16 protein-coding genes are annotated in these 13319 nt (G+C 38.7%); 14 read left to right on the top strand and 2 right to left on the bottom strand.

The genetic code is table 11. The features are described from left to right. The 7 genes from BMY66_RS07860 (at nt 1) to BMY66_RS07830 (ending at nt 6526) form a co-directional block, all read left to right on the top strand. A complete protein-coding gene (locus tag BMY66_RS07860) occupies nt 1–648 on the top strand; it encodes a hypothetical protein (protein ID WP_090394780.1) in 648 nt (215 codons plus the stop codon). A 9-nt stretch (nt 649–657) separates the two neighbouring features. Next, the gene (locus BMY66_RS07855; protein ID WP_090394779.1) at nt 658–1314 is read left to right on the top strand and encodes a hypothetical protein; all 657 of its coding nucleotides are present in this window, start codon (nt 658–660) and stop codon (nt 1312–1314) included. A gap of 11 nt (nt 1315–1325) precedes the next feature. Continuing rightward, nucleotides 1326–2165 (top strand): CPBP family intramembrane glutamic endopeptidase, encoded by an 840-nt coding sequence (locus BMY66_RS07850; protein ID WP_044936323.1) that lies wholly within the window; start codon nt 1326–1328, stop codon nt 2163–2165. A 98-nt stretch (nt 2166–2263) separates the two neighbouring features. Beyond that, nucleotides 2264–2647 carry a PH domain-containing protein gene (locus BMY66_RS07845; protein ID WP_044936321.1) on the top strand — a complete coding sequence of 128 codons (384 nt, stop codon included), beginning with the start codon at nt 2264–2266 and terminating at the stop codon, nt 2645–2647. Between the two features lie 5 nt (nt 2648–2652). Next, on the top strand, nt 2653–3747 hold the full coding sequence (locus tag BMY66_RS07840) for an acyltransferase family protein (RefSeq protein WP_090394778.1): 1095 nt from the start codon (nt 2653–2655) through the stop codon (nt 3745–3747). 239 nt (nt 3748–3986) lie between these two features. Further along, entirely contained in the window at nt 3987–5234 is a 1248-nt protein-coding gene (locus BMY66_RS07835; protein ID WP_242942690.1) for an MBOAT family O-acyltransferase, read from the top strand. 8 nt (nt 5235–5242) lie between these two features. After that, nucleotides 5243–6526, top strand: a complete 1284-nt coding sequence (locus tag BMY66_RS07830) for an alginate O-acetyltransferase AlgX-related protein (protein ID WP_090394776.1) — start codon at nt 5243–5245, stop codon at nt 6524–6526. 2 nt (nt 6527–6528) lie between these two features. Here the strand turns inward: BMY66_RS07830 and BMY66_RS07825 are convergent, their stop codons facing one another. Beyond that, the gene (locus tag BMY66_RS07825; RefSeq protein WP_044936313.1) at nt 6529–7584 is read right to left on the bottom strand and encodes an SGNH/GDSL hydrolase family protein; all 1056 of its coding nucleotides are present in this window, start codon (nt 7582–7584) and stop codon (nt 6529–6531) included. A gap of 157 nt (nt 7585–7741) precedes the next feature. On the opposite strand from BMY66_RS07825, the gene BMY66_RS07820 reads away from it, so the two are divergent. After that, nucleotides 7742–8554 (top strand): NUDIX hydrolase, encoded by an 813-nt coding sequence (locus BMY66_RS07820; protein WP_044936311.1) that lies wholly within the window; start codon nt 7742–7744, stop codon nt 8552–8554. An 11-nt stretch (nt 8555–8565) separates the two neighbouring features. Next, nucleotides 8566–9315 (top strand): NAD(+) synthase, encoded by a 750-nt coding sequence (gene nadE / locus BMY66_RS07815; RefSeq protein ID WP_090394775.1) that lies wholly within the window; start codon nt 8566–8568, stop codon nt 9313–9315. 9 nt (nt 9316–9324) lie between these two features. Here nadE and BMY66_RS07810 read toward each other — a convergent pair whose 3' ends face one another. After that, nucleotides 9325–10092 carry a YlmH/Sll1252 family protein gene (locus tag BMY66_RS07810; protein WP_044936308.1) on the bottom strand — a complete coding sequence of 256 codons (768 nt, stop codon included), beginning with the start codon at nt 10090–10092 and terminating at the stop codon, nt 9325–9327. A 90-nt stretch (nt 10093–10182) separates the two neighbouring features. Between BMY66_RS07810 and BMY66_RS07805 the strand changes: the two genes are divergently transcribed. The 5 genes from BMY66_RS07805 to BMY66_RS13965 all read left to right on the top strand — a co-directional run. Continuing rightward, the gene (locus BMY66_RS07805; protein WP_074790963.1) at nt 10183–10827 is read left to right on the top strand and encodes an HAD family hydrolase; all 645 of its coding nucleotides are present in this window, start codon (nt 10183–10185) and stop codon (nt 10825–10827) included. After that, nucleotides 10817–11236 carry a hypothetical protein gene (locus BMY66_RS07800; protein ID WP_090394774.1) on the top strand — a complete coding sequence of 140 codons (420 nt, stop codon included), beginning with the start codon at nt 10817–10819 and terminating at the stop codon, nt 11234–11236. Before BMY66_RS07805 ends, BMY66_RS07800 begins: the two co-directional genes overlap by 11 nt. Before the next feature lie 12 nt (nt 11237–11248). After that, nucleotides 11249–12406, top strand: coding sequence for an alanyl-tRNA editing protein (locus tag BMY66_RS07795; protein ID WP_090394773.1), 1158 nt, complete (start codon nt 11249–11251; stop codon nt 12404–12406). A 56-nt stretch (nt 12407–12462) separates the two neighbouring features. After that, nucleotides 12463–13188: a YARHG domain-containing protein gene (locus BMY66_RS07790; protein ID WP_090394772.1), complete on the top strand. Its 726-nt coding sequence runs from the start codon at nt 12463–12465 to the stop codon at nt 13186–13188. 32 nt (nt 13189–13220) lie between these two features. After that, the coding region (locus BMY66_RS13965; protein WP_143064518.1) for a TSCPD domain-containing protein at nt 13221–13319 on the top strand (99 nt) is incomplete at its 3' end.

The raw sequence follows: 13319 nt of genomic DNA, 5'->3' as shown, positions 1-13319 counted from the left end.
ATGTCTGATCTTTCAAAGAGAACATATAAGTACTATTTGATTAATGGCTTAAAAAACTATGGAATTATACTTTTAATCGAAATGCTGCTTATTCTGGAATGGATTCTAATCGGAAGTGACGAAGATTTAAGGGAATACATTCCAAGAATGTTTGTGATGGTTGGCGGTTTGTTCACAACAATACTGAATGGTATTTATTCTATGTATGGCCCAGGCTGGTATGATAGTCTAACTCTTTCAATGGGGGCTAGAAGAAAAGATATATTCGTGGGCCAGCTAATAAAGCAATTAATTATAGTTGTATGTAATACAGCGGTTGTGGCAGTGGTTGCATCAATATTCTTAAGCAAGTTTTTTATGTTCTATGTATATGCAACAGCATTAATTGGACTTGTAACCGGTGCGGCAGGATCTGTTATTGGGCACAAGCTTAGAAGACATGGAAAAGTTGTAATTATGGTTATTGTTTTGGGATGTGCCATATTAGGTGGAATGATAGGCGCGGGTGCAGCAATAAATGGCAACGCTATATTAGTAACAAACGTAGCTAGTATACCGCCAATTCTATTTCCGATATTAATAATACTTTTATTTGTAGGTTTGGAAGCCTGGGGATACAAGCTCAGCAAAACCATGATGGTTAGGTAGGGGGACGATATGATAAGAGATTTAAAAGCAACATTTGAGATTAAGAAGTACAATGAAATCTTTTATGGGATAATCGTATTTGGTGCAGTGCTTCTGTCTCTAATAATAACAGTATGTACAGAAGATGACTTAACTCTTATAGAGCTATGTGCAAGCTTTATTGCAGGTGGATATATAGGAATGAGCTTATTCTTTAAACCATTTTTGATTGCAACAGATTTTCCAAGAGCTCTGTCATTTGGTATGACAAGAAAAAAGATGTTTATTTATACAAGACTATATGATTTGGTTGAAATCATCATTATTAGTTTGATTATCATTGCTTTGCCAAGTGTGGTTGGAGCTAGCGTAGTGTTAAAAGTAGCGGCACTTTGTTTTGGCGTATTTTCGTTGATATCTGGGGCTGTTGGTAATAGCATCATTCGATTTGGAAAAAATGCATACTGGGTATATTACGTTGGCATTTTTGTATTAATGTTTGGAGTTCCTAGACTTTCGCACATATTCCCAGTAATTAGAGATTGCTTTGCAAGCGCTTTTGATCATCTAGTAAATCCTGTTTACAATCAGCTTGGAATATGGCTTGGAATCATAGTTTTTATAATAGTTACACTTATTATCGCCTGGCTAACAACCAGAAGAGTAGCAGTAAATAATGATTTATAAAGGGAGAGAAAATGGAAAAGAAAATCGACAAAATTGAAGTAGCAAAGTTAATGTTATTATTTTTATTGGAAATAGTAATTGAACTTGGTATTAACACAATCTTTGGGATATTTACAAATGTATTAGGCATTAATGTTCCAACATATGCCCACGTTATTGTTTTGGATATTTGCCTTTTGATTCCGGTGTTTGCTTACACTATCAAAAAGGGAGATTCAATTGTTGAAGCATTTGGGTTTAAAGGAATAAAAGTGGCAACATTCTTTCAGACTATTTTGCTTACAATTGTAGTAAGTCCTATGGCAATGTTTGCAAATGTACTTTCACAGTTTATAGTTCCAAATGTAATATTGCAAGAAGTAGATCAGTTTGCAGCAGAATCAGTAGGGCTCACATTGGTAGCTACAGTAATTAGCGCTCCAATAGTAGAAGAAATTGTTTGCAGAGGTTTCTTTACAAATAGATTAAACAAAATCTTACCATTTACAGCAGCTGCTATTATTTCAGCATTAATGTTTGGTGCTCTTCATCTGAATATTAATCAGTTCTGCTATGCAACTGTGTTAGGTTTGATTTTTGCTTACACAAACAGAGCCAGCGGAAGTGTTTTCACATCAATGATTATGCATATAGTATTCAACGGATACAATATGGCACTTCTTTTTATGATGAATTGGGCAATGGAACAGGTTGGAATGGATTTTGCGGAAACAGCAGAGGTGGGACGCGCGAACACCTCTAGTATGATCACATCTGCAGTTGTTACGGGAGTACTTGCAGTTGGTTCATTCTTCTTAACAAGATTGATTCTCAAGTCTATAGCAAAAAGAGAAGGAACAATTGAGGCATAAGTGATATACTTAATGAGGAGGGTTTTTCAAGCTTAGCGCAGAAAAAGCCTCCTCTAGTAGCCGAATGCTACATCATTTTTATATTTGGGAGGATAACTATGGCAAACATTTTATGGCACGATAGAAAAAGACATTTAGGCTTACCTATCAGCTTTACAAAGTACAGCATGAGTGAAGACAGACTCTTCGTTGAAACTGGTTTTTTCAACCTTGAGCAGAATGAAGTTAGACTATATAGAATCCTTGATTTACAGCTTAAGCGCAGCTTAGGACAGAGAATCTTTGGTGTTGGTTCTATTATTGTTAGCTCATCTGATAAAAGCCTTGGCACATTTGAAATCAGAAACGTTAAGAATTCTGCAAATGTTAAGGAAATGCTTTCAGTTCAGGTGGAACAGCAGCGTGAGGCAAAGAGAGTCTACACAAGAGAAAATATGGTAGATGATGTGGATGACAATGACATCCACGAAGGAGATTTTTAGAGGATATGAGTAAACAAGGGAAAAATGGACGAGTGGAGTTTTTACGTTTTATTTTTGCTTTGGGGATTCTGTTTTTCCATATTCACAAGCGTTTTGCGGTGGATGGAAATATTAGCATTGGAATAAAAGGAATATACTTCTTCAATCATGGGTATATTGGAGTAGAGTTTTTCTTTTTGGTTTCAGGCTATTTGCTGGCTGCCAGTGCTTTTGCTAAAAGAGCTGTCAGCACAGAATTAATTGGTACAGAAACAGCACAGATGATGTGGAAGAAAATCAAGAATGTTTTTCCATATCATCTGTTTGCGATTATTCTTACGATTATCGTAAATGCGTATTTCTTGGAGAATACAGTAAAAGGAAGAATCAGCTATGTAGTGGATTCTTGGGCTTCTGTATTTTTCCTTCAGGTCTTTGGATTTGATAGCACATGGGTTAATAAGCTTACCTGGTATTTGGATGTATGGCTTATGGTCACATTCATTTTCTGGTACTTCCTTAGACGTCACTACGAGGCTTTTGTAAAGATAGTTTGCCCTCTTTTGGCACTCTTTGTGTTGGGCTACATGGCTCATGAATACAATAGCTTGGCTGGAATTGATGGCTGGACAGGTCACTTCTACAAGTGCTTCCTTAGAGGAATGTCTGAAATGGCGCTTGGATGTAGTGCATATAGCCTTACGAGACAGCTTAATAAAATCGAATTTACAAAGGCAGGTAAAGTGATACTGGCTTTGGTCGAATTGATTTGCTATGTGCTCGTATTTAGATATGCAGTGACTGGAGTTGATCCTAAATACAGCTTCCCTACACTGTTTATTATGATGATAGGATTGATACTTACATTTTCAAATGTAAATCCATGTCATCAGATTTTTGACAAGCCTATATTTGGCTGGTGTGGAAAGATGAGCTTGCTTATATACTTAAATCAGTTCTACAGCATCAGACTGGTGCAATCACTTCTTCCAAACATCAGCTTCCCAGCTAAGGTTTTGGGATGTACAGTGGTGACTCTCATTGGGGCTTATGTATGTGATGTAGTAGTTTCATTTTTCAACAAGAAAAAGCCACTCACTACATTAATGATTAAAAACTAGTATTACAAAGGGAGAATAACTTGGTTTTTAGTTCTATTTTATTTACTACAATTTTCCTACCTTTATGCCTGTTGGCCTACTATGGCATTCCAAGGCTTAAAGGTGGTTCATATGCAAATAGGATTAAGCTTTCCAACATAATCCTTTTAATATTCAGCTTGGTGTTCTATGCCTTCGGCGGGGTGAAATATCTCCTGCTGATAGGCATAGTTATTTTTATAAATTGGGCTGGGGGATTTTTGTGCGCAAGCAATCGTCATAGCCACAGGTTCAACAAGATATCCTTGATATCTGTTGTTGCTCTTGATTTAGGCATTCTTTTTTTCTTTAAATATTTCAACTTTTTTATAGCGATAATTGAAAATATATTCTTTGGCGGAAGCCTTACTGTTTCAGATAGATTTACAAATCTATTTTCGGGAGTGGGCACAGGTGCATTAAATCTGCCTCAGATTGTTCTTCCAGTTGGTATATCATTTTTTACATTCCAGGCTTTGTCCTATGTAATTGACGTATACAACGACCAGGTGGAGGTACAGAGCAGCTTTTGGTATTTTGCACTTTATATTTCATGCTTCCCACAACTGATAGCAGGACCTATTGTTCACTACAAAGACATATCAGGCCAACTGACAGAGCGAAGTGTTGGAAGCTATGAGTTTGCGGCAGGCATCAAGCGTTTTTGTTTTGGCCTTGGCAAAAAGGTTATTATCGCAAATACGTTAGCGTCTATTGCAGATAAAATCTGGGCAGCTGATATATCTCAGCTGGATGCAACAGTTGCATGGCTTGGCTCTATTTGTTACACGTTCCAGATTTACTATGATTTCAGCGGATATTCTGACATGGCCATAGGCCTTGGTAAAATGTTTGGATTCGATTTCAAAGAAAACTTTGATCATCCTTACAGAGCTGAATCTGTTAGAGAGTTCTGGAGACGTTGGCATATTTCGTTGTCCACTTGGTTTAGAGATTATGTGTACATCCCACTTGGTGGAAGCAGATGTACCATGAAAAAGACCTGCATGAATATATTTATCGTATTCCTTTTAACAGGAATATGGCATGGGGCCAACTGGACCTTTATTACATGGGGGCTTGTGTATGGCATTTTGCTTATATTCGAAAGAGTTTGGTTTGGAAAGATATTGGAAAAAAATCCAGTGAAATTCCTAAATAGATTACTGACATTTTTCGTGGTAAATCTTTTATGGGTAGTGTTTAGAGCGGATTCCATAATATCTGCATTTACATATATTTCCAGAATGTTTGCAGGCGGAATCAGAATACTGAACCTGTTTACATATTTATCAGGCATGGGCGTAATCGCTATTTTTGCAGCAGTGATATTTGCAGGATTTGTCCAAGCTCATATGAGCGTCAAAGCGGTAAAGGGTAACATGGCAGTGTGCCTTGCAATATTACTAGTTAGTTTGCTATTCCTTGTAAATGGAACCTACAATCCATTCATTTATTATCAGTTTTAAGGAGCAATATGAATTTTACGAATCTAAAGAACAAAATCTTCATATTAGTCTTTTTAGCAATCCTTGTATTCCCATGGGTGGGAGGGGGATTGCTTAGAGTAGTTGCTCCGGATTTCTATGGCAAGATTTCAAATGTAGAGACAGAGAATCGAGAGGCGGCCACAATAGACTGGGGCGATTTGCTTAACTCCGGAGAAACTGTTTCAAGCTTTATTGACGATAGAATACCATTTCGATATACCCTTATAACCTGGTACAAATCTCTTAATGATACTGTGGAAGGGCAGTTTGATAAAGTGGAGACTGCCATCGGAAACAAGCTTTATACTCCTACAAATATTGTTGAAAGTGCTGACAAAGGTGAGACGAATAAACCAATCGTGCCAGGCGAGGAGGTTCAAGCAAGCGAGCCAGTAGAAGAGGTGGCTGAAACAGATACATACTTCCCGCTTCACGTATATCAGGATGTAATCCTTGCTAGGGAGAATTGGCTGTTCCTATACGGGGAAAATGAAATAGAATGCTATCAGGGCACAAATATACTTAGCGAAAGTGAGATGGCTAGCTATGCAGCCAAGCTTAATGAGCTGCAGGCTCTGTGTACAGCCCAGGGAAAGGAGCTATATATTTACATCGCTCCAAATAAATCACAGGTATATTCCCAGTACATGCCTACAGTCGATATAGCAAACACATACAAAAGAGAGCAGCAGCTACACAGCTATATTTCAGAAAATTGCTCTACACCATATTTATATCCACTTACTGAATCCTTGTATGCAGCAGGTATTTTGCAGACTTACTACAAATACGACAGCCACTGGAATCATATTGGCGCATTGTATGGCACAAATGCACTTTACGCTGCAATGGGAGTGGAGCAGACCGCTCCAACTCAATGGATTACCGGCACACAGGATGCAGAAAAATACGAGTTATACACATACATGGGTATCCCAGATGATCAAATCTACCATGACGATGTGGAATACACAGTGGATTATCGCCCTGAGATTACAGTTAATGGCTTGGACACTGAGGCTATGGTTTGCCATACCACAAGTGATGGGGCAAATCAAAAAAAGCTGTGCCTTATCGGCGACAGCTTTCGTGTAAACATGATGCCTTATATTTCAAAGGATTTTACAGAGTGTACTTTTGCGCATCGTGACTATATGTCACAAATCCATTCAGACATCAAAAACTCTGATGTAATTGTTATTGAAGCCGTAGAAAGATACGACTATGAAGCATTTAAAACAATGCAACGTGTGATAAATGTTTTGGAATAATGTTACAAAGCGCTTATTAAATGCTGAGCGATTGCTGCATATCCAGCATCGTTTGGATGACCAGCAAGGAAGGAACCGATTGTATATACAGTGCCATCTGGTGCTGTATATTGGTCGCCTTCTTGAAGCTGATATTCTGCAACACCCTGAATATCTGAAAGGCTTACATAAGTACAGCCCATTTCTGAAGCAACCTCTTTTTTCGTACTAATGATACTGCTATATTTCCAGAAATTATCAAGCATTACGATACGAGCATTAGGATTGTAAGATTTGATATATGTAATCATATCTTTTAAATCTTCTTTGAAGTGTGTTTCGTGTCCCTTAACATTTTCACCTAATTCAATAACGATAGTGCTGTATTGATAATTCGTGATGTATGGATCCAAGTCATCAAGCTCGTAATTTCTAGTGTTTGAGAACTCCCAAGCTCTAAGCGACATACAATCGTATGATGAGTATCCCTTTGCAGCTACAGTCAAATGAACATAATCAGTGGCAGGTGCTGATGCGCCGCAACCCCATCCTGAACCCCACCAGTCAGATGTGGCTGGATAGAAGGTGATGGAATTACCTATGAAAAGGATGTCCTTTGATGCTGTAGGTACAGACTTTGTTGCAGAAGGAACTGGTATGTCGATGTATTCTTCTGAAACATCATCAAAGGCGATATAGCCGTAATCTCCATTAATCTTTATTTTGTAGTAATCAGTTTCATTGCAAGTGCCAACCACGGAGATTCGGGAATCGATGGAAAGAGTACCAATGATTTCGGCTGTGTCGTATGGCTCTTCGCGAACAGTGGCGTCAGATTGAGCAAAATAAGTAGCCTCTAAATCTGTAAAGGTATATTCGTCAGCTGGAAGCTCCTCATCGGTTTCTTCTTCAGCTTCTTCTGCTTCCTCTAAGGCAGCAGCCTCCTGTTCGGCTTCTATACGTTCCTGTTCTTTTAGTTTTTCATCAGCCAATTTGTTTTGATAAATTACAAGAGAACAAAAGGCAATCACTAGAACAACCAATGATATCCAAAGGATTACTATTAGTTTTTTTCTCAAAATAATTCTCCAATCATCATAATATTTAGATTTCAAGTATTAAGTATATCATAAATAAGAATAGTAAGAAATATTGATTAATGATTGACAAAATATAAAACAGGTAGTACATTACTACTATGGAATTATTGATTATGAGGGAAAATAGGAGGATAAGATGGAGTATAAAGACAAGAACGGTTTAACCGAAAAAGAATTTCTTGCACAGTACAGCCCAGGAGATTATCCTAGACCATCCGTAACAGTTGATATGATGGTATTAGGACCTAAAAAAGATTATTCTGGTTTAAAGATATTACTTATAAAAAGAGGAGCTCATCCTTTCATTAATTGTTGGGCACTTCCAGGTGGATTCGTACACGAGGATGAATCATGCTATGAGGCGGCAGCCCGCGAGCTTAAGGAGGAGACAGGTCTTAAGAATGTATTCCTTGAGCAGGTTTATACATTCTCAAAGCCTAACAGAGATCCTCGTACACGTGTAATGAGTGTTGCTTACATGGCACTCTCTCCAGTTGCACCACCAGTAAGAGGCGGTGATGATGCATTGGAAGCAGCATGGTTTGATTTTGAGTTTACAGACAATATGCTTCGCATTTTCAATGACGATATTGGAGTGGAAATCGTATATCAGCTTTCTACAAAGAGATTCCAAAACGGAAATGTTAGATATGCAAACACTGTAGCATCGCAAAAGAGCAAATCTCAGTTGGCATTTGATCATGACGAGATTATTGTTGAGTCTATGATTAAGCTCAGACGAGAAATCGAATATACGGACCTTCCATTCAGCATGGCAAACAAAGAGTTTACACTTCCTGATTTACAGGTAATCTATGAATTACTTTTAGGTCACAGCCTTTACAAGGCCAACTTTAGAATCATGGTTGCTGATAGAATTGAGCCAGTTGGTAAGAAAGAAAAGTCAATAGTTGGACGTAGAATGTCAGAATTATATCGACTTAAATAAGGAGCATAACGATGAGAGAGTTTAATGTTGAAGATCAAACAAAGAAGCTGATTGAGTACACAAGAGAATGGTTTAACAAATTCGGAGATAACACAAGAGCAGTTATTGGTATCTCTGGTGGCAAGGATTCATCTGTAACAGCAGCTATTTTAAAAGAGGCACTTGGAGCAGATAGGGTAGTTGGAATCATTATGCCAAATGGCGAGATGTCAGATTTGGCAGATGCTAAAATGCTTGTAGATTTCCTTGGAATACCAAACGAAGTAGTACCTATTACAGATTACTACAATGCGGCCATTGCTACTTTTGAAAAGGCCAGTGCTTTTGAAGTAACAAAGGATTTACGTATCAATTTGGCACCACGTCTTCGTATGTCTACATTGTACGCAGTTGCACAGGGACAGCCAGTTACCTCATTTGTTGTTAACACATGCAATGCTTCAGAAGATTATGTTGGATATTCAACAAAATACGGCGATGCAGCAGGTGATGTTTCATTGCTTCAGGATTTCACAGTTACAGAGGTTCTTCAGATTGGAGAATATTTGGGACTTCCAAATGAGTTAGTGCACAAGACACCTTCTGATGGATTATCAGGAATGTCTGATGAGGACAAGCTTGGATTTAAGTATGCTCAGCTTGATGAATATATTTCAGATTCCAACGCCGACATTCCAGCCGACGTTAGAGAATCAATTGAAAGAAAGCATGTGGCAAATCTTCACAAGCTTCAGTTAATGCCTGCATACAAGAGACATTAATTACAGCGGCTATCGGCCGAAGATTTCTACCACAAGGTTGAGCTTGCCTTTTCTAGACAGGCCACCTTCTTCTACAAGGTTAAATTTACCGAAGCCACGGACAGATACCGAATCTCCGGCAGAGAGAATCTTGTCGTTGTTTTCGACAATGTGTCCGTTAACCGATACCTTTTTCTCGGTGAAATATGGAATCGTGTCTTTGCGGCTTAGGTTATAAACTTTAGAAATAACAGCATCAGCTCTAGGGGATGCTACCTGTATGGTGGTTTCCTTTAGAGCTGATTTTTTATATGACTCAGGCAATTCCGAGATAGAACACTTAACAGAATTACGGCCTACGGAAACAAAGTTTTCCAGGAGATAATCGGCAGTAGATTCATCGGCGTAGATATACGCATCCATGCCATCTACAAAGATATCACCAAACTTTTTTCTATCCATGCCAAGGCTCATGAGAGAGCCCAAGTAGTCTCTATGGGTGTATTCTTTTGCAAATTTCTTGGCAAGAGGCTCTACCTTGATACATTTAATTGGGAAATCAATTTCGTATCCAAAATCTGCTTCACTTCCAAAGCGAACCATCTTGCGCTCGCAATTTTCATATCCACCAAACAAATCGTATTTGATAGGTGCAAAGGATTTGTCTCTTGCAGCCTGATAAAGTACATCCTGCTGGGAGAGGCTGAGAAAATCGCTGAAGGTATAAATGTTATTTTGATAGGCTCTGTTGGAAAGCTCTATTAATCGTTTATATAAAAGCTGATCGTCGTCGTTCATACCGTTTCCTTTCTAGGTATTTTATCTATCAATTATACTGAAAATGTTATAAAATAGCACCTAGTTATAGATAGAAAATGGAGCAATTAAATGAGCAAGATACATACTGATGGATTGATTTTTGACATGGATGGAACAATCTGGGACAACACACCATTGTTCGCTGCAAGCTGGGAAAGAGCCTGCAAGGATAAAGGGTATGATGTTAAGTTCACTCCAGCCAAGCTTCAGCAGCTTTTTGGAAAGACAATGACAGACATTGCTGATGCCTGTATTCCTGACGAAGATCCAAATCGCAGATACGATACAGTAAAGCTCTGCGAAGAATATGAGATGCAGGATTTGGCACAGTCAAAGGGTGATACAACATATGAGGGCTTGGAGGAAACACTTGAGACACTTTGCAAAAAGACAAAGCTTTTTATAGTAAGCAATTGTCAGCAGGGATATATCGAATCATTCCTGGAGAGAAGTGGTTACGGAAAGTATTTCACTGACTTCATTTGTTATGGTGACAATGGCCTTGGAAAAGCTGATAACATAAAAGGAATTGCCAAGAAAAATGGTTTGAAGAAACCGGTATACATCGGGGATATTCAAGGCGATAAGGATGCTTGCGATGCAGCGGGGGTTGATTTCATCTGGGCAGCATATGGATATGGCGATTCAGTAGATGGATACGCAGCAAAGGTGGATGACATAAAAGATTTAGGAGGTATTATTGATGGGATTTAATGTTGAAAAATTGTTTGAGGATGTAGCATATCTTAGCAAGGTCCACAACAAAAAGGACTATGAAAAGCAGATGGATATGTTTAATCAGCAGAGATATGATTTGCTAAAGGATTTGGTGGAAGCTGATGATGTGGAAGCTAGCGCAAAGGAGCTTTGCGAGGATGTAACAGCTGCATTCAAAAAGTTTGGCAAGGTAAGAGGTGCTGACTTAATGAATCTGAATTATTTCATGATTTATTATGTGTTCCCATCTATTCTTACAAACGAAGAAAACGGCAAGGAAATCTGTGAAAAGCTAAAGGATACTTGGAATAATCATTTCAAATCTACTATTAACTACACAGATTATGAGACCTTACGAGATGGATTCCAGACAAAGATTTTTGGTATTCCAATCGGTAAAAACTAAGGGTGAATATATATGAAAACAATAGCACTTTATGATGAAGATGCATTTGCAAAGGATTTTACAGCTAAGGTAATTTCTTGCGATGAAACTGTAAAAGAGGATCAAAAGCTTTATAAGGTTGTTCTTGATAAGTCTTTGTTTTTTCCTGAGCAGGGAGGACAGACCAGCGACATAGGTCATTTGGATGAGCATCCTGTGGTTGATGTACAGATTGAGGGGGATACAGTTTACCATTACTGCAAAGGGGGCTTCCTGATTGGTGAGGAAGTTCATGGTGTGATTGATTGGGACCATCGTTTTTCAAATATGCAGCAGCATACAGGAGAGCATATTTTTACAGGTCTTGCTCATAATGAATATGGTGCTGAAAATGTTGGATTCCACCTTAGCGACAATACGGTCACACTCGATCTAAATATAGAGCTTTCAGAGGATATGGTTGAGCATATCGAAAGAAAGGCAAATGAGGTGATTGCTGCGGATGTGGCAGTCAAAGCATATTATCCACAGCAGGAACTGCTTGGAGCAATAGCCTACAGAAGTAAAAAAGAAATTGATGGCCCAGTTCGATTGGTGGAAATCGAAGGAGTTGATCTATGTGCCTGCTGTGCACCACACGTTAAAAGCACTGGCCAGGTTGGCATGTTAAAGGTAGTTTCCTTTGAGAAATACAAAGGCGGAACAAGAATCTATATCCTATGTGGATTAAGAGCCTTAGACGACTACAATCGTCGTATGAAACTACTGGCTAAAGCGTACCGCACACTGAGCTGCAAAGAGGATGAGGTGCCAGATAAGATCATTTCATTGATGGATGAAGGTAAGCAGTTGAAATATCGCATAAGCGATATCAAATCAGGAATACTGATGAATCAAATAGAAAGCTATCCATCTGATATTCCTGATATCACAATCTTCTCTGAAGATTTAGATGCAAAGATAATGCGTGATGGAGTCAATACTTTAGTTGAAAAGCATGATGGCTTGTGCTGCATATTCTCAGGAAATGACGATGATGGCTACAACTTTGTAATTGGAAGCAAGACCAGAGATTGCGCAGCAATTGCAGCAGGAATGCGAGAGCTTTTAGGAGCCAAAGGTGGCGGCAGCAAGCAAATGGCTCAAGGTAGCGTAAATGCTACAAGAAACGAAATTGAGCGAACAATGTAACAAAAATGCAATATAATGTAACAAATTCGTCAAAATATGGTATACTCTAAAGAAAAATGGAAAAGGGAAGAGTAGCTATGGAAGGAATGTTTTCACGTTTTGATGATTTACGTAAGCTTATAGTTAAGCTTTATAACAACAAAAATGTTCGTCGATGGACAATTGAAATCGTAGTATGTATAGTGGTAGGTCTACTTGCAGGCTGTTTTTCTTATAATGCCCTTCATAAGAAGGATAAAAAACTTACAGTGAGCGAGGAAAATGCGGTAGCCCAGGAAGAAGTTGTAGAAACAACCGACACAGCAGAATCCACAGAATCCTCAGAGGAGGCTGTGGAAGACAATTCTGTTATCACAGTTGTGGATCCTGGCGAATACGTTGACACCATCAAAGGCTGGTCGTCAGAGGAAATTTCTGCAGCAATTTCTGAGCGCAGCCAATACCTTACAGACAACAAATACTGGCCTACAGTATCGAGCTACTGGGAAACATCACGTGGTGTCACCGGTGATGCTTGCTACTGCACATACTTATTCAACACAGACACAACTGTCTACACCACTGCAGATTTTGAAAATGTACCTGCAGAGGTTATACACATTGCAAAAAACGAAATCTATGCCCGTCACGGTTATAGTTTCAGAGATTCGGAAATAATGAATTATTTCATGGGTCAGGTTTGGTACTCTCCATCTGTAATGCCTGCAGATTTTTCTGAGGATGTATTTACAGAAACTGAGGTCAAAAACCTAGACATGCTAAATTCAATAGACACAATGTAATACGCTCACTGGCAGAGCGAAAAGGAGTTTAAATGGAAAAATACAGCTTTACACCAAAGGGAGTTTGCGCCCGCAAAATCGACTTCGAAATTGAGGACGGCAAGCTTCACAACGTAAAATTCACCGGAGGA

Source organism: Pseudobutyrivibrio sp. C4, from assembly GCF_900111635.1.
GTDB classification, from domain to species: Bacteria; Bacillota; Clostridia; order Lachnospirales; family Lachnospiraceae; genus Pseudobutyrivibrio; species Pseudobutyrivibrio ruminis.
The sequence above is the reverse complement of the archived record's forward strand: the minus strand, read 5'-3'. Positions and strand labels throughout refer to the sequence as shown.